Below are 25,202 nucleotides of genomic sequence, written 5' to 3' on the forward strand. Positions count from 1 at the left end.
TTTTAGCGATTCAAATATCGGCCAATTACAGCACAGGTTTTGTCCGGACCTAACGTCGGCGGATTGCCGCGACAAAGCCCGATTGCGCGGCTGCGTGGAACCACCCGCACGCGCCACATTCTGTTGCGTTCCTCAGCGACGGCGGCGGAAAAGCCCAAAGATCAATACCAGCCCGCTACCCAGAAGAGGCAGCCCCGTTGGCAGCGGTATCGTTGCAATGACAGTCGCTGCGGAAATCGATGAGAACTCATAGTTTACCCGTTCTCGCGAAAAACCTTCGCCAGAAACGGTTCCTAGAAATGCGATTTGTTTTGCCTCCAACTCGTCAAGATCAATGACAGATGGAACGCCGGTGTCGCCCACAAAATCCTCTTCAAAATCCCAAAGGAAAACAGTAACGCGGCTCACCAATTGGCCGACAGGAAATGTGTTGGTGTCGGTTGACAGGGTCAACATATCGGTCCCACCGTTGAATACAGACGTTTCTGTAAAGGACTCGTAAGCCGTTGAATCTATTTGATCAAATGTGATTGAACCGGGCGCGTAAACCCGCGATGTGGCATTCCCGGACAAGAACGTGTCATCAATGGTCAACGTGCCGGTCAGTGTTGTCCCGATCAGCAGGGCTCCGGCCAAATCAGCGACCGTGTCCACGCTGTCATCATCTGCAACACCACTTTCGTATTCAGCCTCAAAATCAAACACCAAAGTTGCGGCGGCTGCTGGCATCGTGACCAGTGACAAGAGGATTGCTGCCAATAGTGTCTTCATATCAATACTCCTAAAAATAAAATGTCGTGTAATGGGGATAATGGTTTTGGATCAAAAAATGGGGGTCGGCAGAATGCGTTCAAAGTATCACATTGGTGCTAGGATCCAAAATGCGCTCCGGCCTGTTCAGACGTCACCACAGACAAAAAGCACATATGCGAGGCGTCGTGCGCCTGTTTGTCCATAAGCCGATTTTCCAGAAAAATGGCAGCGATGACAGCGCCAATTTGCTGCTCATCGGGGGCAGTTCTAAGTCTGTTTAGCCGGCCAGCGCAAAAACATGATCAGGTTTCCGATCATTGTCAGGCCGATGCCCACGAACGCCGTGACGTGCCATATGTAGCCTTCGAAAATCGTTGAGAAGAGAAGCGCCACTACCGGAAAAAGAACCGTCGCATAAGCCGCCCGATCGGAGCCGATGCGTTGTACCATCAGCAAATACGTGCTGAACCCCGCGACGGATCCAATGATGGACAGGTAAAGCAGCGCCCAAAGATAGGGACCGTAAGTGGGGATCACAAACGATGACCCATTTACCGTCGCGATCAGCGCCAGAAGTCCCGCACCAATCCCCATGCCCCATGCATTTGCGGTCGTCGGCGAAACACCATGTTCTGTGTTCTTGCGCGACATCATGTTACCGAGCGAGAACAGCATCGTCCCGACCACAGCCCAGGCAACTCCCGCCATGACGCCCCTATCGACGGACACGGCGAGATCATTCCAAAACAAAAACACAACACCGGTCGCCCCTACCCCGCCAGCAAACAGCGTCCTTGGGCTGACCTTCTGGTGAAAGATCAAACGCGCATTAAAGGCGTTGAAAATCGTGGACAGCGAGAAAATCACCGCAACCAGACCGGATGAAATGTGAGATGTCGCCTGATAAAAGCACAAGAAGTTCAGGCTGAAGAGGCACAAGGCCTGAAGCACCACAAACCGCCATTGTGCCGGTGCTTTAAGTCTTCCCAATACCGCCAATGCCGCCACGAAAACCAGGCAGGCTATCGCAAATCGGTAGAACACCGACACGACCAGATCGACAGGGCCGATCTGCCATGTAATGGCAATCCAGGTCGTTCCCCAGATCAACACGGTTGACGCGAACAAAAGAAAGTTGACCATGTTTGCCTTTCACGCCACCGCGCCATGTTGGTGCGTCCAGCCCCGGACCGAACCATCAAGAATTGAGTGTGTTATCCGGTCACGTAGCATTTCGATACCCTTGAAAAATCGATTGCCGTTCCAGCAGCAAGTTTGGTTTTCGGGAGTGGAACAAACGGATCGCTGTCATCGGCCCAAACCATCCTTCCGCCTGAAATTCACTGCATTTGCACATAAATACAAAAGAGAGAGATGCGACGTTGTCCCAAGGCGCACAACTGCGCGCCCAACGCGCGACGCCACTCAAAGGCCTTTGATCTGCATCGATACGACTTTGCCCGTGTCATATACCCGCTCTCCAATTTCCACGAACCCGCTTTTCTTGTGAAAACGCAGCGACCCTTCGTTTGGCGGCACCAAATCCATTTCAGCGGCAATCACCAAACGCCCGTCTTCTTTTGCGGCTTCGGACACCTGATCATAGAGTTGCTGGCCAAGCCCTTTGCCGCGGCCGCCTTCACCAATCACGATGCGATCAATGTAGACGAACTTGTTCAACCGCTCCGAAAACCATTCAAAATTTGCGTTTGCATAAGCAGCGCCGTTTTGCATTGCCAGAACGAAGCCAATAACGGCCCCCTCATCTTCCGCCACGATGCAGAAATCCGACAGGTCCAGCAATTCAAGGAAACGGGCCTCGTCCATCGGGCTCGTCACGGCAACCACGGCCTCGTTGAGGGCAACGATGGCTTTTGTATCTCCGGGAACTGGCGCGCGAAATGTGATCATGGAAAGCAGACCTTGTGCGGTGGATTTACTCCATGAACCACACTCTTGCTTGTTTATAAAATATATTTTTTGACACGAGTTAGCCAAAATATGTAATGCTGACGCATGAGATTGACGTATCGCCAGGTGGAGTACCTCAGAGAGGTCGCACGACATGACAGCATCGCCGCGGCCTGCAAAGTGCTTGCGATCTCGCAATCGTCCGTTCTTGCGGCCATTGATGTGGCCGAAGACGTAACCGGCACTCAGCTTTTTACCCGCCGCAAGGGGCATGGCATTGCGCTCACGCCCGCTGGTCGCAGCTTCTTGATATCCGCACATCGGTTTCTTGCCTCAGGCGAGGAATTTTCACGCGCCTTGGAACAGTTTTCAGAGGCATCCGGGTCCGCGTTGCGCATTGGCTGTTTTGTGCCATTTGGGGCGTTACTGATCCCGCAGGTCATTCGCCGCTTTGTCGACTTGCACGGGGCCACTGAATTCACCCTTCTTGAAGGGGATCAGACCGAACTGCGCACCTGGCTCGCAACCGGCGAAGTTGATCTTGTCGTAACATACGATATCGGTCAGGAATTCGGCGGGGGCACAACGCCAATCTGCAAATTCCCGACACATGCATTGGTCAACGTGGATAACCCGATAGCGGATATGAAAAGTGTCTCGCTGGAGGTTTTGGCCGAAAACCCGTTGATCCTGCTGGATTTGCCGGAGACGCGGGTCTATCTGCTGGCGCTCTTTGACCTTGTCGCCCGCAGACCCAAGATCGGCCTTCGAACGCGATCCTATGAAACCGTTCGATCCGCCGTTACAAATGGCCTCGGTGTCTCTGTGCTCAATATCCGGCCAACCTTTGACACCAGCCCGGATGGTCCCAGCCTCGCGCGCATCCCGATTTCCGAAGAAATTCGTCAGCCGACCCTGTTTGTCGCAGACCCGTATGGAGATCAGAAACCAGCCAGCGTGGCGGCCTTTATCAAGGTTTTGCATCAGTACATGGTTGATCTCGGGCCCGAGAGGTTTGCCGTTGTCGACCCACGATATGCGCGTGATCTGACCTATCCGCCACCTTTGCTTTAGGCTGTTACAGCACACCGCCCTGCTGCAATTCGCCCAGCAATCGCGTCACCACGCCGGTGTGGAACGCATCGGCATGCTGATCCGGCTGCTGGCCATTGATCCTGGCAAGCAACGGGTCTTCTGCCACGATGTCTGAGCCCGACATTTCTTCGAGCATGGCGTGACCGCAAAACGGCACATAAAGCTCAGAGTACCCGCCTTCATGGGCCGCAACCATTTTGCCACCGGTCACATCCATCACCTGACGCGTCATCTCTTTAAATGTCGCAGCGGAACACATCATCCGCGCCAAGGGATCAAAACCGGAGGCGTCAAACCCGCAGGCAATGATCACCAGATCCGCATCGAACATCCGGAGCTTTGGCACCACCAGCCGTTCCATCACATCCAGATACGCTTTGTGACCACATCCCGGTGGCAGGGGGATGTTCATGTTCTGACCGGCACCCGCACCATCGCCGGTGACGTCCGTGCCGCCGGTATCCTGCGGGTAACACCTGTCCTGATGGATCGAGATTGTCAGCACATCGTCGCGGTCGAGGAATATCGCCTCGGTCCCGTTGCCATGATGTACGTCCCAGTCAATCACCGCGAATTTCTGGCCCAGGCCGGCCTCGCGCGCTTTTTCGATGGCGATGGCAATATTCGCCAACAGGCAGAAACCGTTGGGGAAATCCGGCAGACAATGGTGCCCGGGTGGCCGCGACAACGCGTAGGCATTGCGCGCCTGACCGGTTTGAACCAATTCGATGGCCTTATTAACCAGACCGGCCGAGAGGGTTGCAATTTCAAACGCACCCGGCCCGAAAGGCGTGCGCAGGCCCAATTCACCACCGCCATTGTCGGACATCGATTTGAACGCGTCGAGGTAGCTTTGAGGGTGGACACGAAGCAGATCGTCCATGCTCGCAGGCGGGGCACTCATCAAGGTGAGTTCGCCGGAAAGCCCGGTCACATCCATCAGGTTCTTGAGACGGCGCTTGGTCTCAGGCGCTTCGGGTAATCCACCGGCCACCATCGGCTGCACAAGGCCGCCCACCGGGGCCAGAAGCGCGTAATTTCCACCGAAATGCCAAAAGCATTTCTCATCCCAGACAAAGGCCGTTTTGTCGCTCATTCTAGTGTCCCTGTTCGCTTTCAATCTGCGTTATGCGCAGCAAGTACACGGGCGGCCGCACTCAATGCGCCTGCACCATGTGGTATGTTTTGGGCGATCATCGCAGTTTCGATGGCACCAAGCACGCCCATCACCATATGGACATTCAGATATCCCATATGGCCGATACGGAAATGATCCTCGATCTCTTCCGGCGGAAAACCAAGAGAGTTGCCCAGTGTCACACCCGCCTCCTCCTGACACCACCGCCGGATCTTGTGCGCAACCCCGGGGCTGGTGTTGATCGTTGTCACTCCCGTCGCCCGTTTTGCGGGGTCCGCGATGTTCAACGCCAGCGCACCACCTTCGGCCCACGTATCCACAGCCGCCCAGACCGCCTTTGAAATCGTGGCATGGCGTGCCCAAACGGCCTCCATCCCTTCTTCGTCGACCATCATTTTCAGCGTTTCTCGCAGGGCGAACATGTGGTGGCTTGGCGGGCTCCCGGACCAGCGGGGGTAAAACAGTTTGGACTTGGCGCGATCCGTCCAATCCCAATATTGCCCGGGATGCGCACCAGCACGGGCGGCGTCGGCCTTGTCGTTGAAGAAGACAAATGACAGCCCAATGGGGTTCATCATCCCCTTTTGACCCGCCGAGACGGCAACATCCACGCCCCATGCGTCCATTTCAAATCGGTCGCACCCGAGAGAGGCGATGCAATCCACCATGAAGAGCGCGTCATGCCCGGCCGCATCAATGGCCGCGCGCAATGCGGGCACATCGTTGCGTACCGAGGAGGAGGTTTCGGATTGAACCGCAAGCACGGCCTTGATCTGACCGTCCGTGTCCGCCCGCAGGACCTTCTCCAATTGCGCCGGATCGGCATCAGAGGTCATGCCGCAATCTATGTATTCGACATCAAACTTATGTGTCGCCGCAACCTCCCCCCATTTGTGAGAGAAAAAGCCATTGCTGATCACAACAATCTTGTCGCCCTCATTGAGCGTGTTTTTGATGGCCGCTTCCCAAGCGCCATGTCCATTTGCCACATAGATCGCCGCATAGCCGTCCGTGCGGGCAACTTTCTTCAGCTCCGTCAGCAGGTGATCTGTCATCTCGACCAGTTCACCCTCATAAATGTTGGCGGACGGTCGATGCATCGCATTCAGTACGCGGTCCGGCACCACGGAAGGTCCGGGAATAGCCATGATGGGATGGCCCTTGTTGAGCGACATGTCGCGGTCACCTTTCAGTTTTGACAGACAATTGGCAGCAGAACCGCCTTTTCCAATGTCAAACAAGCACAAACTGGTAAGTCTATAAAATATAAACTTTGTCACTGCATTGTTATGGAATATATAAGTGCGAGCGGTTTTGAATATACATGAAATATCACAGGTCGCATATATTATATATTTTATAGTCTTTTTTATTTGTGCTCTCTTTCGGCAAAACGGAGGAGTCGCGACGATGAAAGACGCACGCAAGTTTTATATCAATGGCAGTTGGATCCCGTCACAGGGCGGACAAGATACCGCCGTCATCAACCCGTCGACCGAAGAGCCGTTTGCAACAATAACGCTCGGAAACGCCGCAGATGCCGATGCTGCCGTTGCCGCGGCCAAGGCGGCCTTCCCCGCCTGGAGCGCGACCACAAAAGCGGAACGCCTTGCACTCTTGCGCAACGTCCATGACGTCTATTTGAAACGCAGCGCTGACATTGCCGCAGCGATGAGCGAAGAGATGGGCGCGCCCATTGATTTTGCGAATGGTATCCAGACCGGCATCGGGGCCGTTCACATTGACGAATACATCGAGGCATTGGAGGCGTTCGAATTCGAGCGCCCGCTGAACGACACGGCGCCGAACGACCGGATAATCTATGAACCCATCGGGGTGTGCGCGCTGATCACGCCGTGGAACTGGCCTTTGAATCAAATCACCCTGAAGGTCGGTGCTGCCCTGGCTGCCGGGTGTACGATGATCCTGAAACCGTCCGAAGAATCTCCGATCTCGTCGATCGTCTTTGCGGATATCCTGCACGAGGCAGGCATCCCTGCCGGTGTATTTAACCTCGTCAATGGGGACGGCCCTGGCGTTGGCACGCAGCTGTCTGGCCATCCGGATGTGGATTTCGTCTCCTTCACCGGATCGACGCGAGCGGGCACGGCAATCACCAAGAATGCAGCGGATTCGGTCAAGCGCGTTTCCCTCGAGCTTGGCGGCAAGGGCGCGAACATCGTGTTTGCGGATGCCGATGCGGATGCGGTGCGTCGCGGCGCGGTGCATTGCTTCAACAACACAGGTCAGTCCTGCAATGCCCCAACGCGCATGCTGGTCGAGCGCGATCGCTACGAGGCCGCCGTCGCCGAAGCCACCGCGGTCGCCGAGGCGCAGACCGTCGATACCGCCAGCAAGACCGGCGATCATATCGGCCCGCTTGTCAACAAAACCCAGTTCGACAAGGTCCAGGCCATGATCGAAACCGGCATCAGGGAAGGCGCGCGCCTTGTGGCCGGCGGTCCGGGGCGCCCACAAGATCTCAATCGCGGTTACTTTGTGCGCCCAACGGTTTTTGCTGACGTCAACAACGACATGGATGTGATGCGCGAAGAAATCTTCGGCCCGGTGCTCTGCATCATGCCCTTTGACAGCGAAGAAGAGGCCATCGAAATCGCCAATGACACGCCATACGGTCTGACAAACTATGTCCAGACCACCAATGCAGACCGCGCCAACCGCATTGCGCGCGCATTGAAGTCCGGCATGGTCGAGATGAATGGCAATTTCCGCTCCAAGGGGGCGCCCTTTGGCGGCTTCAAGCGGTCGGGCACAGGCCGCGAAGGCGGGCTTTGGGGCCTCGAAGAGTTCCTCGAAGTGAAAGCCGTAGGTGGCTGGTTTCCCGAAAACTGATACGGCTGGATGCGCAATACCGCGCATGAAACAGAAATCTAGGACACACCATGACGCTGACCAATGAACAGATCACTGAGCTCGCCGCGGCATATGATGAGGCCGAGCGCACGCGTCAGGTCGTCCGGGCGCCAAGCGTTCAATTCCCTGATTTTTCCATGTCAGATGCCTATAAGGTGCAATCGGCCTGGGTAGATCAGCGGCTTGCGCGCGGTGAACGCATCATCGGTCACAAGATCGGGCTCACCAGCCGCGCCATGCAATTGGCCGTGGGCATCGACACCCCGGACTACGGCGTGCTGACCGATGCCATGGTGATCGACGACGGTGCCGCGATCGCGCCGGATCGCTTCATTTTGCCCCGTTTCGAGGTGGAACTGGGCTTCAAGCTCAAATCCCCGCTCGCGGGGCCTGATGTCACCGTCTTTGACGTTCTGAACGCAACCGATTGGGTCATCCCCGCCATCGAGGTGATCGATTGTCGCGCGCATCTGACCGATCCTGAAACCGGTGTGCCACTCAATGTGATGGATTCGATCGCGGACAATGCGGCCAATGCCGGCATCATCTGGGGCGGGAACCCCGTGCGTCCGAATGAAATTGACCTGCGCATGGTTCCGGGCGTGCTCTACCGCAACGGCAAGGTCGAAGAGACCGGCGTTTCTGCGGGTGTGCTGGGCCACCCGGCCAATGGTCTTGTTTGGCTGACGCGCGAGTTGCACAAGCTCGGCGTTACACTTGAGGCTGGTGAATTCGTTCTGGGGGGCAGTTTCACCCGACCGGTGGCAGGCCAACCCGGTGATACATTCCAATGCGATTTTGGATCACTGGGTCAGATCACATGCTCCATTGGGGAGGACACCTGATGCCAGCCCCGAAAAACACATTCAAGGAAGCCCTGAAGGGCGATCGTCCACACATGGGGTGCTGGGTTGGTCTCGCCTCGCATTATGCAGCCGAAATTGCCGGAACAGCCGGCTTTGACTGGCTCTTGATCGATGGCGAGCATGCCCCGAATGACCTGCGTTCGATTTCCGATCAGGTCGGCATTCTTCAGGCCAGCGACAGCGATATTGTTGTTCGGTTGCCAAATGGCGACCCTGACCTGATCAAACAAGTGTTGGATGCCGGGGTGCAAACCCTCTTGATCCCGATGGTCGAAAGCGCCGAGCAGGCCCGCGATCTGGTACGCGCCGTCCGCTACCCGCCGCATGGCATTCGTGGCGTGGGCTATGCCCTCGGGCGCGCCTCCCGGTTCGCCGCAATCCCCGACTACCTGAAGACAGCTGATCAGGAAATTTGCCTGCTTGTTCAGGTGGAAAGCAAGGCCGGACTCGACGCGTTGGATGATATTCTGGCGGTTGAAGGCGTTGATGGTGTTTTCATCGGGCCCGCTGATTTATCGGTTGATCTGGGATATGCGCCGACCGCCGATGCGCCCGAAATTCACGCTGTCATTCTGGACGCGCTGGACCGTATTCACGCCGCTGGATGCGCCGCTGGCATCCTGACGCTGGACAAAGAATTCATTCAGACCTGCATCACGCACAATGCCCGCTTTGTCGCCGTTGGCATTGACGTGCTGACACTGGCCAATGGCCTGCGCGCCCTGGCGTCGGACGCGAAGGAAGCTGCCGATGCTCGATAGCCTGTCCGCAACCGATTACCTGACTGTAGAGGGATTGCACAAATCCTACGGCACGCTTGAAGTCATCAAAGGCGTCAGCTTTTCCGGCGCCGAACATGATGTGATTTCGCTGATCGGGGCTTCCGGCTCGGGAAAATCAACCATCCTGCGCTGCATAAACCTTCTTGAGATGCCAAATCGGGGTGAGATTACCATCGACGGGGTTCGCCTGCCCCTGTCTGATGAAAGTGCCGGGGAGCGCAGGGTTACCGACCAAAAAGCGCTCAGCGCGATCCGGGCACGACTGGGCATGGTGTTTCAGGGCTTCAACCTGTGGGCCCACATGACGATCCTCGAAAACGTGATCGAAGGGCCGGTCCATGTGCTTGGTCAATCGAAATCCGAGGCAAAGGATCGCGCCGAAGCACTGTTGGAACGTGTTGGCATCGCGGACAAACGCCATAACTATCCAAGCCAGCTTTCCGGCGGTCAACAACAGCGCGTTGCCATCGCGCGCACGCTGGCGATGGACCCAAAAGTGCTGTTGTTTGATGAACCCACCTCGGCACTCGACCCGGAAATGGTCGGCGAAGTACTGCACGTGATGCACGACCTCGCCGATGAAGGTCGCACCATGATTGTTGTCACGCATGAGATGGGCTTTGCCCGCGAAGTCTCAAACAAAGCCATCTTTCTGCATCAAGGCAGAATTTCGGAACAGGGCCCGCCCGACGAGCTGTTCGGCAATCCGCAATCCGCGGAATGTCAGCAGTTTCTCGCAAAGGTTCTGTAACTTTTACCAAGGGAGAGAAACTATGAAAATCAGTATATTAGCCGTCGGCCTTCTGGCCGGGGAGTGTCAAGTGCGGCCTTCGCTCAGGATGTTTTGCGTATCGCGACCGAGGGGGCCTACCCTCCATTCAACAACGTCACGGCGGATGGTGAGCTGGTTGGGTTTGATGTCGAAATAGCCGACGCGCTATGTGCAGCGATGCAGCGGGAATGCGAAATCGTGGCCCAGGATTGGGACGGGATAATCCCGGGCCTGGTCAACGACAAATACGATGCAATCATCGCCTCGATGTCGATCACCGAAGAACGCAAGCAGGCCATCGATTTCAGCAACCCCTATTACAGTAACTATCTCAGCGTTGTCGCCGCCGATGGCACATCTGCGAAGCTGGATACGCTCGGTGACGTGTCGATCGGTGCGCAGCGGTCAACAACCGGGTCTCAATGGGCCGAGGACACATATGGCAGCCGGGCAGATGTGCGTTTGTACGACACAAACCCCGCCGCGTTCTCTGATCTGTCGGCCGGTCGGGTCGAAACTGTTGTGGCAGATTTCCTGCCCGCGGCTGAATGGGTAAATGACAACAAGGGCTTTGGCTTCGTTGCCGAGAAAATCGATATTGCCGACCAGATCGGCATCGGCGTGCGCAAGGGCGAAGACACCCTGCGGAATGACCTGAACGCGGCAATCGATGCGATCCGCGCGGACGGCACATATCAGGATATCAGCGTCAAATATTTCGGCATCGATATTTTCTGAAACCACGAGCCCGGCATGCCAAATGCCGGGTTCATTCATTGAACTCAAGAGGCGCTCAGAAAACCTGTTATGGATCCGATCAACACAATTCTGGGCCCTTTGGCCTTTGGCAAGGGCGGTTGGGGCGACGATCTGCTCAATGGGGCACTTCTGACGTTACAACTGGCCACATGTGCCATGATTGCCGGGCTTGTCCTCGGGCTGATCCTCGCGGGGATGAAACTGTCGGCCACGCGGTTTCTGAGATGGCCCGCATCTGCTTACACGCTGTTCATTCGGGGCGTTCCGGAATTTCTGGTACTGCTCTTCGTCTTCTTTGGCTCCGATATGCTGGTCAACAACGCGGCCACCTCGCTCGGGCTCGAAGGTGGCTATGAAGTGCCCAAGTTTTTGGCCGCCGTCGCAGGCCTGTCGATCATCTTTGCGGCCTATGCATGCGAAATCTTCCGCGGCGCCTATCTGGCGGTGCCAGCGGGACAGATCGAGGCCGGCAATGCCATCGGCCTGAACCGCCGCCAGGTGTTTCTACGCATCCGCTTTCCGCAACTTTGTCGCTTTGCCATCCCGGGGCTGGGAAACCTCTGGATGGTTGTGCTGAAAGACACGTCTCTGGCCGCCGTCATCGCGTTGAACGAATTGTTGCGCACCGCAAAACTCGGCGGGGAAACCGAACAAAGCCCCCTGCTCTTCTTCACCGCCGCCGGTGTTCTTTACCTGATCATGACATCTCTCTCCGACGCAGGACGGGGCATGCTGGAGCGCCGCGCCAGACGCGGCATGGCCGGAGCGTAGACTATGTATCAAGACCTGAAATTCTGGGTTTCTGATGCCGCATGTGCCGGGCTGTCGCACATTTCCGGGCCTTTGTTTGGCAAAGCCTGCCCCCGCTTCATCGATGGGTTCATCGTCACTGTTGAGCTTTTGACCCTCGCCTGCGGTATCGGATTCTTTCTGGCGATCGCCCTGACCTTTGCCCGAATGAGTGGCCGGGCACTGCTCGTCTGGCCAGCGCAGATTTTCACCTATGTCTTTCGTGGCACCCCGCTTTTGGTCCAGCTTTGGATCATTTATTTCGGCGTTGGCAGCCTGGGCGAAGCTGGTCTCGGGCCCGTATTGTGGTCCTTCTTCAAGAACCCGTGGCTGGTCGGGATGCTGGTGCTGACACTGAATACAAGCGCCTACGTCTCGGAGATTTTTCGGGGCGGATTGGCGAACGTCGAACGGGGTCAGTTGGAAGCGGCCCTCTCCATTGGCATGCCCTGGCTGCAGGCGATGCGCCGCATCATGCTGCCACAGGCCATTCGCGTGGCGTGGCCCGCCTATGGCAATGAATTGATCCTGATGATGAAGGGCAGCGCCTTGATCTCCACGATCACGGTCATGGACCTCATGGGACAAACCCGGACTATTTTCGCCCGCAACTTCGACCTGAATACGTATCTTTATGCGGCCATTCTGTATTTGGTGCTGGCGGCGTGCATCACCGCGTTCGTTTGGTTTTTTGAACGGCGTTTCCAACGCAATACTCCCCGCTAAAGGCGGAGCACAATTTTTATGTATCTGACAAAGATTGACGATCTCTATACCTATATATATGTAGATAAAAAGGAGATTATATCATGACGGATACTCGAACGCGTATCTTGGATCTTGCCGAGGACTATACACAAACCAGAGGTTTCAACGGCTTCAGCTACCTTGATCTGGCAGCGGAGATCGGTGTGAAAACCTCCAGCATTCACTATTACTTCAAGACCAAGGCTGATCTGGCTCTGGCCCTTGTTCAGCGCGTGCATGAGGTTCACGGAAAAGCCTTTGAGGCGTTCAGTGATCAAATAGAAACACCGCAAGAGCGGCTCGACGCGTTGATCGATCACTTCAAATGCTACGTGCGCAATAACAAAATTTGCATGTGCGGCATGATGGCGGCGGAATTCACAAGCGTCAGTCCTGACGTTCACCAAGCGTTGAAACTATACTTCAACGACATGCGGGCATGGTTGGCGGATCAATTTACTCAATTGAACGCGCCGCATCCAAACGACCGCGCTTTGCAATTCCTCAGCAGCCTGGAGGGATCGCTCCTGTTGGCACGGCTGGAATCCGATCCATCGATGATTGATCGCTCACTTGACGTTTTTGTGAATAGTTAGCTCTTTCAAACATATTATCTACATATACATAGGTAAATATACAAACCTCTGACCCCAGACTGAAATGGAGAACCAAAATGTCCGCCTCAAGCAACGCTGCGCTCAGCGTCGAAACCCCAGAAGACGAAACCCATAGCTTTGATGAGTACAAAGCCGTTGAAAAGGCGTTGAAGCCCTATATCGACGCCGCCAAATCCGGTGACGGTGCCCTCTCCCGCTCCGCGTTTCTTGATCACGCCTACATCACCGGCTCCATCGAGGGTTCGTACTATGCCATGGACACCGAAACATTTGCCAGCGCAGTTTCAGACGGCGGCCCCGCACCAGACGTCAAGCACCATATCGCCTGGATCAATATCTCTGGCCCGGCGGCTGCGGCACGCGTCGAATTCATCCATTGGGGAGAATATCGGTTCACCGACTTTTTCGTCCTCTACAAAAAAGATGGCGAATGGAAAATCAGCGGAAAAGTCTACGATTCCCACGCCAAAAACTAACGTCACATTTTGTTGGGAAAGGGTGCGTTTGAGCCCCCTGACCTGACACCAACCGACCACCCAACCGCCGCGTTCAAGGCTTTTGCTCCGTTGCAGATTTCTGCAACCGGCCCCTGCCCTGCGGCCTATTCAAAAAGGAAGATCCAATGTCTCATCTGACTGTTCACACCGAAGAAACCGCGCCAGCCGCAAGCAAGCCCATCCTGGAAGAAACCAAGAAAGCATTTGGCTTTTTGCCAAACCTGACAGCCACCTTTGCTGAATCCCCCGCAATGGTCGAAGCTTATGGCGTGCTGGCAGGCCACTTTGAAAAAACCGACCTGACCCCGACCGAGCGTCAAATCGTGCTGATGACGACAAGCCGCGAAAACGGATGTCACTACTGCATGGCGGCACATACAACCGTGTCCCAAATGCAAAAGATCCCAGCGGATGTGGTTGACGCTCTGCGTAACAACACACCAATCGCTGACCCAAAACTCCAGGCTTTGCAGGTGTTTACGGCACGCATCCACGAAACCCGCGGCCATGTGTCCGAAGCAGATCTGGCGGCCTTTCACGCGGCGGGCTACACCAAGGCAAACATCCTTGATGTGATCCTTGGCGCAGGGTTGAAGACACTGTCCAACTACACCAACCACGTCGCGGAAACACCGCTTGATGCACCGTTCCAGCCCAATGCCTGGACTGCCAAAACGTCGGTTGCGGCCTAAAGTACCCTGTCCCGCATGGCCCGAGGGTTGTGCGGGACTTAACCCCGTTTGCGATGGCGATGACCGGCAAAACCCATCGGCTGCCTTGGCCGATCCCGACCAGCCTTCAGCCCGAAAGCTTGTCTGCCACCTTCCGCAGAAAATCCAACCCCTGCTCCAGCTCGGCCAGCTCGATATATTCGTCTGGTCCGTGGGCCCGGCGGATCGTGCCGGGGCCAAACACCACCGTCGATATCCCCGCATCGCTGAAATATCCCGCATCGGTGCCAAACGACACAACGCTTTGGCTGTTCTGGCCGGTGATCTCGCTCACAAAGGCCGCCGCTTGTTCGGCGTTGCGATCATCCAGCGACGGCACAGCCACTTCGGTGATGATATCAATGGCAGCTTTGTTGCTGACAGCCTTCATTGCGGGTAACAACGCGCGCGCGGCGTAGTCTTCGATCTCAGCAATAATGGCGCGGCTGTTCTGCCCGGGCATGGGGCGGAATTCCCAATCAAAATTGCACCAACCGGCGGTCGCATTCCGCGCCGCACCGCCTTCAATTGTGCCGATATTAAAGGTGCCATAGGGCGGGTCATAGGGCGAATTCTCCGCCGGGTCCGCGGCCAGACGCGCACCGACCTCTTCGATCTTGGCGATCAGTTTCATCGCCACAGAAATTGCACTGACCCCGCGCGTAGGGTCACAGGAATGCACTTCGAACCCGGTGATTTCGGTGCGCATTTCATCGCCGCCCTTATGGCCGGTCACAATATTCATTTCTGTGGGTTCACCCACGATCACGACCGCGGGTTTGCAGTTCATTTCAGCCATGCTCCGCAGCAGCACAGGCATGCCGAAGCCTCCCGTTTCCTCATCATACGTAAAGGCAATGTGGACAGGCCGGGTTAGGTTGGCCGCCTGAAACACCGGCACCGAGGCCATGACACAGGCCAAAAAACCCTTCATGTCCACCGATCCGCGCCCGTAAAGGCGCGTGCCCTTGCGCGTCAGCGTGAATGGCTCTGTGGCCCAATCCTGCCCCTCGACCGGGACCACATCCGTGTGGCCATTCAGCACGACGCCGCCCTCAATATTCGGGCCGATGGTGGCGAAAACATTGGCGCGCTGCCCATCGTCATCATAGCTCAGCGTAACATCCAGTCCCTGCGCCTCGAGCGTGTCCTTGATGTAGCCGACAATGGCATGATTGGGCGTGCCGGAGACGCTGGCAAAGCCCACCAATTGCTCCAGAATCTCTGCAGCTGTATCCAAATTCTCAGCCATTTGCGCCTCTCTCTTACGCGGTGCACCGGAGCGGAGCCTAAGGGCAACGAGATCGATTCTCCTAACCAAAACTGGGCCATGTCGCGAATACGATAGCCACAGGCCAAAACCCGTGACACCGTTCTCGGAATGGAGAAGAAAGCACCGTTCAGTTCGACCCACGTGACCGGGTCTTTCGCGCCGGATCAAGGCCCGGGCACCCACCGCATTGGCCTGATCGTTTTGTCCAATGATTACGTGACCGAACGCGATTTCATAAACCTGCGCCCCGACGATACGGTCGCCATCTTTACCAGCCGCATCCAAAACACCCAGGAATGCACGCTTGATACGCTGCCGGAAATGGCGCCGTTTATCACGCAAACCGCGGGTTTGCTCGTGCCTGATGGGCGTTTGGATGTGATCACCTATGCCTGTACATCCGGCACCGTGGTGATGGGGTATGATGAAATCTGCGCGCGTGTTCATGCGGCCCGGCCCGGTATCCGCGTTGTCACGCCAATCACCGCCTCTCTGGCCGCTCTGGATCAGTTGAACGCCACGAAACTGGCCGTGCTGACGCCCTATAGCGATGACGTGAACAACGCGATTGCAAACCATCTGCGCCAGAACGGTAAGGACATCTGCGCCTTCACCTCATTTAACATCACCAGCAATGAGGTCATGGCCGCCCTGCCCCCGGACGCTATTTTCAATGCCGCGATCGAGGCAGACCGTGCGGAGGCAGAGGCGCTCTTTATCTCATGCACAGCGATCCGTGCCGTTGATGTAGTGCAGCGGATTGAAGACGCCCTCGGCAAACCGGTTATAACAGCCAATCAGGCCATGATCTGGCAATCCCTGCGCTGGTCCGGCTCTACCGCGCAACTCGCGGGCTACGGCCAGCTTTTGCGCCATCCCATATGAAACTGAGAAAGGAGAAACGCCATGCGTGCCAAAGATATTCTGTCACATCCCCCACGGGAGCTGACCCAGAACGAGCGTGAATTCTTCTTTGATCAGGGCTACATCGCCCGCAAAGGCGTGATCAGCGCCGATTGGATTGCGCGCCTGAACACGGCCATCGACGCGCAGGTCGAACGCTCCCGCGCGCTTTCCCAATCCGATGGCACGTTTGATCTTGAACCCAATCACACCGCCGACAACCCGCGCTTGCGGCGCATTTCATACCTCGATGACCTCGACCCGGTCTTCTGGGAGTTTTGCACCCAGTCCAACCTGCCCGACTTGGCCGCCGATCTGATGGGCCCGGATGTGCGATTTCGCGAATGCATGATCAACATCAAATGGGCGGGCGGCGGACAGGAGGTCAAATGGCATCAGGACATTCCGTTTTACCCGCTGACCAACCTGTCGGTCGCGCAGTTTCTGGTCTGCCTGAAGGATGTCGGCCCCGAACAGGGCCCGTTGCAGGTGGTCCCCGGCAGTCATAAGGGCCAGATCTACAGCCACTATGATGATGCGGAGAACTGGCTTGGGTATATCCCGGAGGACCGTCTGACGGATGCCGGTTTGGACCAAGCCGTTGATCTGACGGGCCCTGCGGGCACCGTCACGGTGCATCATTGTGCGACGCTGCATGCCTCACGCGCAAATCTAAGTGCGCATGGTCGGCCTGTTTTGATTGTTGGCTATGCCGCCTGTGATGCCATGCCCTATACCGCGCCCGCCTATAAATCATCGCATTATTGTGAGGTAGTGCGCGGCAATGAGGCACGGTTTTCCCACCATGAACCGATAGATATGCGCATGCCGCCGGATTGGTCTGGCGGATACACATCGATTTTCGAGCATCAGGGCAAGACCGAGACCGCCTGAACCGTTTCCGCTCGACGCCTTATATCCAATGCGTATCCAGTGCCCCGTGCGCCCGCCTGAATTGAATCCCCCGGATTGCCACCACCCGGCATTGCAGCCGGGTTTGAAGCCAGCCGATTTATCTATAAGTTTTTCTTTGGTTGTCATAGATTTTAACCGATTGTCGCCGCGCCGTTTTCTGACCTAGTGTCTAAGGTGTTACACCGACAGAGTTAATTCTCTCGAGATTTGGGGAACCGCCAAAAACAAAAACAACAATAAAAACAACACTGCCCGGGGGGAAGGCTGTCATCAGAACGTTAGAAAAAGCCTCCATGCCCCTTTTTGCCTGACAGAAAGTCCATAAGGAGGAACTATGAAACGTATTTTATTATCCGGGGTGGCACTGATTGCTCTGCCTGCAGTCGCCTACGCAAATTGCCCCGCAGTGACCGTCGAAGACATGCAAGGTGTCGCGACGGGTGCGTATCCGCAACAATTCGAATTGGCTGATTTCCAGTCAGCCGCGGGCTGCACAATGGAATTTTCGGCACATCCCGACATCGCGGCCCTGAATGGTCAGATCAAGGGCAATGGTGATTTGCCTGATCTCGCAGATCGTCTGCCATCCGAACCGCTTGTTGTCGTGCCTTACGGGTCAATTGGTCAGTATGGCGGCACGCTCGACGTGCTCTCCAATGCAACCGAGGCCGGCACATCGGACTTCCTGTCGGTGCGCCACGTAAACCTCGTGCGCTACTCTGATGATCTCCAGACCATCGTGCCCAACGTCGCTAAGTCCTGGGAGTGGAACGATGATTTCACCCAGTTGACGTTCAAACTGCGCGCTGGCCACAAATGGTCAGACGGTGCGCCATTCACCTCCGCGGATGTGAAATTCTGGCATGACAACCTGATGCTGGACACCAACATCTTTGAAAAACCCAAGGACTACGTGACCGTCGGCGGCGAGACCATGACAGTGGACACGCCCGATGACACCACCGTGGTCTTCAACCTGCCCGCGCCGAAACCCGGCCTGCTGGCACACTTTGCCACCCACTTTGCCCAAGGCTTCCAGCCCAAGCATTTCCTGGGTCAATTCCACCCGGCGGTCAACGCCGACGCGGATGCCGTGGCACAGGGCATGGGGTTTGAAAACGGCTATGATGCGATCAAAGCCTATTACGGCAATTCGGACTGGACGGACACGCCCACCCCGATGCTGAGCAAGCCTGATCTGGTGGATGGTCTGCCCAAGGCGACCCATCCAACGCTCGAAAGCCACATCTACGTCAACGATACCACGGAAGGGCGCCGCCTTGTGGCCAACCCCTATTTCCACCAGGTGGATCCGACCGGCCAACAGCTGCCATATATTGGTGAGCAGGATGAGGTCTATATCAACGACAATGAAGTGCGGATTCTGAAGCTGGTGAACAACGAGGTCGACTACAAGTCGCAATCGCTGCAGCTGGCTTCGGCACCGATCCTTTTGGAAAATCAGGAAAAAGGTGGCTACAATATCTACCTCCGCCCTGAGATTACCATGGGCGCCTTTGGCTTTAACGTCACCCATGAAGACCCTGAAAAGCGTAAGGTTTTCGGTGATCTTCGGTTCCGCGAAGCGATGTCGATTGCGATCAACCGCGATGAGTTGAACGAAGTGGGCTTCTTTGGTCAGGGCACGCCCAAGCAATATGTGGGCTTCTCTCCTCTGCCCGAATTCGCAGACGCGTCCTGGGAAAGCTACAAGACCGAGTTTGACGCGGCGGGTGCAAACGCCCTGCTGGATGATCTCGGCATGGCCGACACCGATGGCGACGGCATCCGTGAGCTGCCAAATGGCGACAAGCTGGTGCTGAACATGAACTTCTCGACCCAAGGTATCGCCGGTCAGACCGTCGAACTGGTCGCGCAGTACTGGAAAGATGTGGGCATCGACTCGGTTGTGAAAGAAGTCACGCCGGACGAATACCGCTCGGCGCAGTCCTCGAACAAACTTGATGTCTCCATGTGGCGCAAAGGTCAGCCTCTGGCGATCGTTCTGGGCAACAACGAGCTTTGGGTGCCACCGTTCGAAAACTACTTCGGCAACCGCACAGGTATGCTCTGGGCCGAATGGGTCGATAGCGATGGTGCCGCGGGCGTTGAGCCCCCTGCCTATGTCAAAGAGCTGATGGCCGACGTGAACACGCTGCAATCTGCCGATCAGACAAGCGCGGAGTTTGCAGAAACCGGCGCGCGTATGGTCAAGAACATGGTCGAAAGCCTGCTCTTCATCGGTACGGTCAATGCACCTGCACCGATCTACCAAAGCCAGAAGCTGCAGAACTTCACCGAGTTCAAGACACACTCCTACGAGTACTACCGGACTTATCCGTACCGGGCCTCGCAGTGGTGGTTGACCGAATAAGGTACGTCTGAACCAACGCCTTCTGCGGGCGGCTCGAACAAGCGGCCCGCAGACCTAACGCACAGGCGCTCGACGCGGAACAACCCGCAGGTCCCGGGCGCAGATACGGAACAGGAAAACATGCTGCAATTCGGCCGGTTCGTATTGGTCAGAGCGATGATGGCGATGGTAACGCTGATCATCGTGTCACTGGTGGTCTTCACGCTGATGGAAATGGTCCCCGGTGATTGCGCAGAACGTTATCTGGCATTCAAAAACACCCAAGGGTCGGGCATTTCGGTCGAAGATATCGAGATTGAGCGCCAACGCCTTGGCCTCGACCGACCGTTCCTGACCCGGTGGGCCAGCTGGATCGTCAACGCCTTCCAGGGCGAATTTGGTGACAGCTGCATCCTCAGGGTCGATATCGCCCAGCTTCTGGGCGCGAAATTCTGGCTGTCCCTTGGCGTTTGTCTCGCCTCGCTGATGCTGGCCTACGCCATTGCCATCCCCGTTGGCATCATCTCGGCTGCCTCCAACAACCCATTCCTCAACAACGGCCTGCGCCTCTTCAGCTACCTTGGCCTGGCCATGCCGAACTTCCTGCTGGCGCTGATGATCATGCTCTTTGCCACGGTCTATTTTGGCGAAACGCTGACCGGGCTTTTCAGCAAGGAATATCGCGATGCCCCCTGGGACTGGGACAAGTTCGTCGATCTGATGAAACACGCCTGGCTGCCAATCTTTATCCTGGGTTGGTCGGCCACGGCCTTTGCCCTGCAAACGGTGCGCGCGCTAATGTCCGATGAGATCGGCAAGCTTTACGTCACCGCCGCCGCCGCGCGCGGCGTCTTTGGCCGCAAGCTCCTCTGGCGTTATCCAGCTCGGCACGCGCTTGGCCCCATCGTCAACTCGCTTGGCTTTGACCTCAACCGGATCTTCAATGAGCTGCCCATCGTGGCGCTGATCCTCACCCTGACAGAGGCCGGTGCCCTGCTGATCGAGGCCTTGGCCCGGTCCAATGACCAGCAGCTTGCAGGCGCGATCATCTTCCTGCTGACCGCGTCCATCGTGACGCTGAACTTCTTCACCGACATCCTGCTGGCCGTGATTGATCCGCGCGTCCGCAAGAGCATTCTGAGGTAACTGCCATGACAGATGTGACCCCGGATACCCATAAAGACAGACTTCAGGATCAAAAGGCCAAGGAGGCGTATTTCACCGCCTCGCAGGGCCAGTTGATCTGGGCGCGGTTCAAGAAACAGCGCGCTGCGATGATCGCCGCCGTCGTTCTGGTGGCGCTGATCCTGTCGGGGCTGTTTGCGCCGTTCCTGTCACCCTATGACCCCACCATCGCGGGCCGCGACAAGGATTACACCAACGGCGCGCCGCAATTGCCGAAATTCTGCGATGCCAATGGCTGTTCCGCCCGGCCGTTCATCCACGCCGTCGAGCGTGAACGTTCGATCAAGACAAACTTCCGGTGGGTCACGACGGTTAACGAAGACAAGCGTCTTTATCTGCAATTCTTTGTAGAAGGCGATGACTATCATCTCTTCGATTTCATCCATATGGACACGCATCTTTTTGGCGTTGAGGGTGGCAAGATCCACCTCTTCGGCACCGATGAGGACGGTCAGGATATCTTCTCGCGCACGCTTCATGCGATCTGGACATCAATGAAAGTGGGCACAATCGGGGTGTTCATTGCCTTTGTTCTGGCCCTCATCATTGGTGGGATATCGGGCTATTACGGGGGCTGGATCGACGGGGTCATACAGATGATCACCGATGCGGTCCGAACGGTTCCGGCCATCCCGCTCTTCATGGCAGTGGCGGCCTTCATGCCCCCTGAAATGACGGCGGAGGCCAGGTTCTTCTACATATCGCTTATACTTGGCTTCATCGGGTGGCCCACACTGGCGCGCCGCGTGCGCACCCACCTGCTGACCGAACGCAATCAGGAATACGTGCTGGCAGCCCAGCTTTGCGGCGCGAAACCCGGCCACGTCATCCGCCGTCATCTGTTGCCCAGTTTCACCAGCTATATCATCGTCGATCTGGTGATCTCCTTCCCCTACATGGTGCTCAGTGAAACGGCGCTCAGCTTCATCGGCCTGGGCCTCAAGGACCCGGTCAGTTCGCTTGGTGTGATGCTGCAAAAGGCGACCAGCGCGGATGTGCTCTTGAACTACCAATGGTATTTCATCCCGGTGATTTTCTTCATCGCGCTTGTCATGGCCTTCGTCTTTGTCGGTGACGGGCTGCGCGACGCGGCGGACCCCTATTCGGAGGCCAAGAAATGAGCCTCCTGAATGTGGAAAACCTGACCCTGCAGTTCGACACGGACGAGGGACGGATCACCGCCGTGGATAACGTATCTTTCTCGCTGGAACCTGGCGAGGTGATGGGGCTGGTGGGCGAAAGCGGATCGGGCAAATCAGTGACCGCCAAATCGCTGATGAAACTCAACGCCGGCAACGGGCATTATGCGCCTGAAACCAAAATCACCCTGCATCTGGATGATGGCCCGGTTGACGTGATGTCGCTCAAATCCCCGCGGGAGATGCAGGTGGTGCGGGGCGGAGCCATTTCGATGATCTTTCAGGAACCTATGGCCAGTTTCGCGCCCGCCGTGACCATCGGCAAACAGATGGTTGAGCAGCTTTTGATCCATTCGGACATGAACAAGGCACAAGCCAAGGAGTTGTCGATTGAAATGCTGGATCGCGTGGGCATCTCGGATGCGGCCACGCGGTTCAACCAATATGCGTTCGAGATGTCGGGCGGGATGCGCCAGCGGGCGATGATTGCCATGGCGCTCAGCACCAAGCCCAAGCTCCTGATCGCGGATGAGCCCACAACCGCGCTCGACGTGACCATTCAGGCGCAGGTCATTGACCTGATGAAGGACCTGGTGGATGAATTTCACATGGGCATCATCTTCATCACCCATGATCTGGGCGTGGTGGCCCAGACCGCCGACAAGGTGGCGGTGATGTATCTGGGCCGGATGATCGAGCAAGGGCCGGTGCGCGATGTCATCCGTCGCCCACAGCATCCCTATACCCAAGGCTTGCTGGATGCATTGCCCAAGCTCGATGATCTGGAGGCGCCTTTGACGCCCGTCGCGGGCGACATCCCCTCACCGCTTGAACGGCCACCGGGCTGTGTCTTTCACACCCGTTGCCCCAAAATCATCGGCGACGTGTGCAAAACCGATATTCCGCAATGGGCCGATACGGGCGACAACCATCGCACGGCCTGTCACCTCTGCGCCACAAGGGGAGAAGCGGCATGACCGAGGCCCCGTTGATCACAACCAAGGATCTTGGTGTCGAATTCAGGATTGGCGGCGGGATTTTCAACAAACAGATCCTGAAGGCCGTTGATGGCATTTCCATCGACATTCCCAAGGGCTCGTTCTTTGGGGTCGTGGGGGAAAGCGGCTCGGGCAAAACCACCCTGGGCCGTGCGCTGTTGAATGCCGTGCCGATCGCCCATGGCGAGGCCACCTATGATGACGGCGAGGTTCAATATGACCTTACCCAAATTGCCGGTACGGACCTCAAGGATTACCGGAAACGCGCGCAGCTGATCTTTCAGGATCCTTATGCCGCGCTCAGCCCCCGTATGACCGTGCGGGACATCATTGCTGAACCGCTGGAGGTCATGGGCCTGACAAAGACCCGCGAGGAAACCGATGCGCGCGTGCGCGAGATTGCGGAAAAATGTCGCTTGAACCTCGAACATCTGCGCCGCTTCCCGCATGCGTTTTCCGGTGGGCAGCGACAGCGGATTTCGATTGCCCGCGCGCTGGTCTCGGGCCCGCAATTCATCGTGGCCGATGAAAGCGTGGCGGCATTGGACGTCTCCATTCAGGCCGACGTGCTGAACCTGCTGAAATCCATCCAGCGCGAGATGGGTCTGACGTTCATGTTCATCAGCCATGACCTCAGCGTTGTGGCCCATACCTGCGATCATGTGGCGGTAATGTATCTGGGCCGGATTGTCGAAAGCGCGCCCACAAGACAGCTTTTTGAAAATGCGCGGCATCCCTACACCAAGGCGCTTTTCTCGGCCATTCCGTCGCTTGATCCGGATGATCGCGGCAAGGCACAAAAACTGGAAGGGGAAATCCCCTCGCCCACCAATCAGCCGCCGGGGTGCAAATTCCACACCCGCTGCCCCTTTGCCACCGACATCTGCAAGCGCGAAGAACCACCGCTTGATACCTGCGAGGAAGGCCACGCCGTATCATGTCATCATTGGCAGGAGTTGAGCGCAAAGGTCCCTGCCTGACATATGGCAAGCCGCTTGCACCCTGGGAGAATGCCGTAAATGCGAACTGCCCTCTTCTGTGCGGCGCCGAACCGACCTATAGTGCGGGCGAGCACGAAAGCAGAAGCGACAGAAAAATGGTCGGGCAGGCAGTAAAATCACACCCCTACAACATCGTTGTTGTTGGTCAGGGCGGCCGGTTGCAATACGAGGCGATCATCTTTGCCGCCTCCTTGCGCGCCACGTCACCTGATTTCGCGGGCCGTCTGATCGTGGCCGAGCCCCAGCCCGGCCCGCGGTGGACATCGGATCCGCGCATCCGCGGCGATGATACCCGCGAGGTGCTGGACCGTCTGGCCGCCGAAATCATCCCGTTCAAGAACACCCATTTCGGCCAGTCCTACCCCTATGGCAACAAGATCGAAGCGCTTTTGGCCATGCCAAAGGGCGAGCCGTTTGTGTTCTTTGATACCGACACGCTTGTCACCGGTGATCTGACACAAGTGCCGTTTGATTTTGATCGCCCCACGGCCTCCCTGCGGCGCGAGGGGACATGGCCCAAGCTGGAACTTTACGGTCCGGGCTACACCGATATCTGGAAGTCACTTTACGATCAGCAAGGGCTCGATTTTGAGGCCTCGCTCGACATGGACTGGCCGGATGAATACTGGCAGCGGTATCTCTATTTCAATGCCGGGTTCTTTTTCTACAAATGCCCGCATGTTTTTGGCCAGCGGTTTCTGGACTATGCGCTGGCCATCAAAGACACGCCGCCACCGCAACTGGTTGTGCAGGAGCTTGACCCGTGGCTCGATCAGGTGGCCCTGCCGCTTGTGATCCACTCACTTGGGGGCGGACGCGATACCCTGCCTGCGGGGCTGCTCGACGGCGATGTGACCTGTCATTACCGTGTGCTGCCACTGCTCTATGCGCGCGAAAGTGACCACGTGGTGGAAGTGCTGGAGGAGGTGACATCCCCCAACTGGGTCAAGAAAGTTCTGAAGAAATACGATCCCATCAAACGCATGATCTACCAGGGGCGCGGCCACAAGGTACGCGACATGTTTGACCGCGATAATCTGCCCCGCCGCGAACAGGCCCTGCGCAATACGATCAAGCGCAACGGGTTCTGGATGCGCTGAACGGCTCTTCCGCATGGCCCGGCTA

At 56.8% G+C, this 25,202-nt stretch carries 25 protein-coding genes; 19 read left to right on the forward strand and 6 right to left on the reverse strand.

From position 1 onward, the window contains the following. Positions 1–132: 132 nt before the first annotated feature. The 3 genes from ACZ1HJ_RS17235 to ACZ1HJ_RS17245 form a co-directional block, all read right to left on the reverse strand. The gene (locus ACZ1HJ_RS17235; RefSeq protein ID WP_472719866.1) at positions 133–771 is read right to left on the reverse strand and encodes a hypothetical protein; all 639 of its coding nucleotides are present in this window, start codon (positions 769–771) and stop codon (positions 133–135) included. A gap of 249 nt (positions 772–1,020) precedes the next feature. Beyond that, complete coding sequence (locus tag ACZ1HJ_RS17240; RefSeq protein ID WP_472719867.1) at positions 1,021–1,896, reverse strand: DMT family transporter; 876 nt, start codon at positions 1,894–1,896, stop codon at positions 1,021–1,023. Between the two features lie 282 nt (positions 1,897–2,178). Further along, positions 2,179–2,664 (reverse strand): GNAT family N-acetyltransferase, encoded by a 486-nt coding sequence (locus ACZ1HJ_RS17245; RefSeq protein WP_472719868.1) that lies wholly within the window; start codon positions 2,662–2,664, stop codon positions 2,179–2,181. A 105-nt stretch (positions 2,665–2,769) separates the two neighbouring features. Here ACZ1HJ_RS17245 and ACZ1HJ_RS17250 point away from each other — a divergent pair, with 105 nt between their 5' ends. Next, positions 2,770–3,738 (forward strand): LysR substrate-binding domain-containing protein, encoded by a 969-nt coding sequence (locus tag ACZ1HJ_RS17250; RefSeq protein ID WP_472719869.1) that lies wholly within the window; start codon positions 2,770–2,772, stop codon positions 3,736–3,738. 4 nt (positions 3,739–3,742) lie between these two features. Here the strand turns inward: ACZ1HJ_RS17250 and ACZ1HJ_RS17255 are convergent, their stop codons facing one another. Both ACZ1HJ_RS17255 and ACZ1HJ_RS17260 read right to left on the reverse strand, forming a co-directional pair. Beyond that, on the reverse strand, positions 3,743–4,855 hold the full coding sequence (locus ACZ1HJ_RS17255; protein ID WP_472719870.1) for a class II histone deacetylase: 1,113 nt from the start codon (positions 4,853–4,855) through the stop codon (positions 3,743–3,745). A 20-nt stretch (positions 4,856–4,875) separates the two neighbouring features. After that, on the reverse strand, positions 4,876–6,072 hold the full coding sequence (locus ACZ1HJ_RS17260; RefSeq protein ID WP_472719871.1) for a pyridoxal-phosphate-dependent aminotransferase family protein: 1,197 nt from the start codon (positions 6,070–6,072) through the stop codon (positions 4,876–4,878). A gap of 235 nt (positions 6,073–6,307) precedes the next feature. Between ACZ1HJ_RS17260 and ACZ1HJ_RS17265 the strand changes: the two genes are divergently transcribed. From ACZ1HJ_RS17265 to ACZ1HJ_RS17310, 10 genes are all read left to right on the forward strand, one after another. After that, positions 6,308–7,750, forward strand: a complete 1,443-nt coding sequence (locus tag ACZ1HJ_RS17265; protein ID WP_472719872.1) for an aldehyde dehydrogenase family protein — start codon at positions 6,308–6,310, stop codon at positions 7,748–7,750. A 50-nt stretch (positions 7,751–7,800) separates the two neighbouring features. Further along, a complete protein-coding gene (hpaH, locus tag ACZ1HJ_RS17270) occupies positions 7,801–8,616 on the forward strand; it encodes a 2-oxo-hept-4-ene-1,7-dioate hydratase (RefSeq protein WP_472719873.1) in 816 nt (271 codons plus the stop codon). Continuing rightward, on the forward strand, positions 8,616–9,398 hold the full coding sequence (locus ACZ1HJ_RS17275) for an aldolase/citrate lyase family protein (RefSeq protein WP_472719874.1): 783 nt from the start codon (positions 8,616–8,618) through the stop codon (positions 9,396–9,398). The genes hpaH and ACZ1HJ_RS17275 overlap by 1 nt, the downstream gene beginning before the upstream one ends. Next, positions 9,388–10,170, forward strand: coding sequence for an ABC transporter ATP-binding protein (locus ACZ1HJ_RS17280; RefSeq protein ID WP_472719875.1), 783 nt, complete (start codon positions 9,388–9,390; stop codon positions 10,168–10,170). Before ACZ1HJ_RS17275 ends, ACZ1HJ_RS17280 begins: the two co-directional genes overlap by 11 nt. 93 nt (positions 10,171–10,263) lie before the next feature. Continuing rightward, positions 10,264–10,929 carry a transporter substrate-binding domain-containing protein gene (locus tag ACZ1HJ_RS17285; RefSeq protein WP_472719876.1) on the forward strand — a complete coding sequence of 222 codons (666 nt, stop codon included), beginning with the start codon at positions 10,264–10,266 and terminating at the stop codon, positions 10,927–10,929. A 69-nt stretch (positions 10,930–10,998) separates the two neighbouring features. Further along, complete coding sequence (locus ACZ1HJ_RS17290; protein WP_472719877.1) at positions 10,999–11,721, forward strand: ABC transporter permease; 723 nt, start codon at positions 10,999–11,001, stop codon at positions 11,719–11,721. Between the two features lie 3 nt (positions 11,722–11,724). Further along, entirely contained in the window at positions 11,725–12,465 is a 741-nt protein-coding gene (locus ACZ1HJ_RS17295; RefSeq protein ID WP_472719878.1) for an ABC transporter permease, read from the forward strand. An 83-nt stretch (positions 12,466–12,548) separates the two neighbouring features. Continuing rightward, entirely contained in the window at positions 12,549–13,082 is a 534-nt protein-coding gene (locus ACZ1HJ_RS17300; RefSeq protein WP_472719879.1) for a TetR/AcrR family transcriptional regulator, read from the forward strand. Positions 13,083–13,159: 77 nt separating this feature from the next. Then, positions 13,160–13,579: a nuclear transport factor 2 family protein gene (locus tag ACZ1HJ_RS17305; protein WP_472719880.1), complete on the forward strand. Its 420-nt coding sequence runs from the start codon at positions 13,160–13,162 to the stop codon at positions 13,577–13,579. Positions 13,580–13,725: 146 nt separating this feature from the next. Further along, positions 13,726–14,292, forward strand: coding sequence for a carboxymuconolactone decarboxylase family protein (locus tag ACZ1HJ_RS17310; protein WP_472719881.1), 567 nt, complete (start codon positions 13,726–13,728; stop codon positions 14,290–14,292). Between the two features lie 106 nt (positions 14,293–14,398). On the opposite strand, the gene argE is transcribed toward ACZ1HJ_RS17310, so the two are convergent. Next, positions 14,399–15,562, reverse strand: a complete 1,164-nt coding sequence (gene argE, locus ACZ1HJ_RS17315) for an acetylornithine deacetylase (RefSeq protein WP_472719882.1) — start codon at positions 15,560–15,562, stop codon at positions 14,399–14,401. Positions 15,563–15,691: 129 nt separating this feature from the next. Between argE and ACZ1HJ_RS17320 the strand changes: the two genes are divergently transcribed. The 8 genes from ACZ1HJ_RS17320 (at position 15,692) to ACZ1HJ_RS17355 (ending at position 25,177) form a co-directional block, all read left to right on the forward strand. Further along, positions 15,692–16,468: a maleate cis-trans isomerase family protein gene (locus ACZ1HJ_RS17320; RefSeq protein WP_472719883.1), complete on the forward strand. Its 777-nt coding sequence runs from the start codon at positions 15,692–15,694 to the stop codon at positions 16,466–16,468. Between the two features lie 21 nt (positions 16,469–16,489). Then, complete coding sequence (locus ACZ1HJ_RS17325) at positions 16,490–17,380, forward strand: phytanoyl-CoA dioxygenase family protein (protein WP_472719884.1); 891 nt, start codon at positions 16,490–16,492, stop codon at positions 17,378–17,380. A 355-nt stretch (positions 17,381–17,735) separates the two neighbouring features. Next, a complete protein-coding gene (locus tag ACZ1HJ_RS17330; RefSeq protein ID WP_472719885.1) occupies positions 17,736–19,775 on the forward strand; it encodes an ABC transporter substrate-binding protein in 2,040 nt (679 codons plus the stop codon). A gap of 120 nt (positions 19,776–19,895) precedes the next feature. Beyond that, complete coding sequence (locus tag ACZ1HJ_RS17335) at positions 19,896–20,900, forward strand: ABC transporter permease (protein WP_472719886.1); 1,005 nt, start codon at positions 19,896–19,898, stop codon at positions 20,898–20,900. A gap of 5 nt (positions 20,901–20,905) precedes the next feature. Continuing rightward, positions 20,906–22,060: an ABC transporter permease gene (locus tag ACZ1HJ_RS17340; protein WP_472719887.1), complete on the forward strand. Its 1,155-nt coding sequence runs from the start codon at positions 20,906–20,908 to the stop codon at positions 22,058–22,060. Then, positions 22,057–23,055 carry an ABC transporter ATP-binding protein gene (locus tag ACZ1HJ_RS17345; protein ID WP_472719888.1) on the forward strand — a complete coding sequence of 333 codons (999 nt, stop codon included), beginning with the start codon at positions 22,057–22,059 and terminating at the stop codon, positions 23,053–23,055. Before ACZ1HJ_RS17340 ends, ACZ1HJ_RS17345 begins: the two co-directional genes overlap by 4 nt. Further along, the gene (locus ACZ1HJ_RS17350; protein WP_472719889.1) at positions 23,052–24,056 is read left to right on the forward strand and encodes an ABC transporter ATP-binding protein; all 1,005 of its coding nucleotides are present in this window, start codon (positions 23,052–23,054) and stop codon (positions 24,054–24,056) included. Before ACZ1HJ_RS17345 ends, ACZ1HJ_RS17350 begins: the two co-directional genes overlap by 4 nt. 116 nt (positions 24,057–24,172) lie before the next feature. After that, entirely contained in the window at positions 24,173–25,177 is a 1,005-nt protein-coding gene (locus tag ACZ1HJ_RS17355) for a glycosyltransferase family A protein (protein WP_472719890.1), read from the forward strand. Positions 25,178–25,202 lie beyond the last annotated feature (25 nt).

This window comes from Roseovarius sp. JB2-10 (assembly GCF_055693585.1).